Here is a 278-nt window from a genome sequence, read left to right on the forward strand (position 1 = left end):
GCCCAGCTCTCTCCTGCGCTCATTGACGATAGAAGAAAAGACAGCGCTGATCATGAGGGCATTGCCGACGATCAGGACGGCGCTCAGAATGAGCGTGCCAGCGAATAAAGCAGCCAGGTTTTGGCGCACAGAGGTGACGATATTGCCGGCCGTGATCACCTTGACCACTGGATTCCGGCTGAGGACGAAACGCACGGCGTTGGCGTTGGCGGTGCTGCTGACCTGAACGAGGAAGGCTGATACGTCACCGCGGGAAAATCCCATGGGCGGGACATCCG

General features: G+C 59.0%; 1 pseudogene. It reads right to left on the reverse strand.

The features are described 5' to 3' along the window. A pseudogene (locus ACTFO6_RS18710) lies at window positions 1-264 on the reverse strand (ABC transporter permease); the annotation flags it as partial. Window positions 265-278 lie beyond the last annotated feature (14 nt).

The organism is Pelomicrobium sp. G1 (assembly GCF_051905455.1).
In the GTDB taxonomy this organism is placed as follows: domain Bacteria; phylum Pseudomonadota; class Gammaproteobacteria; order Burkholderiales; family UBA6910; genus Pelomicrobium.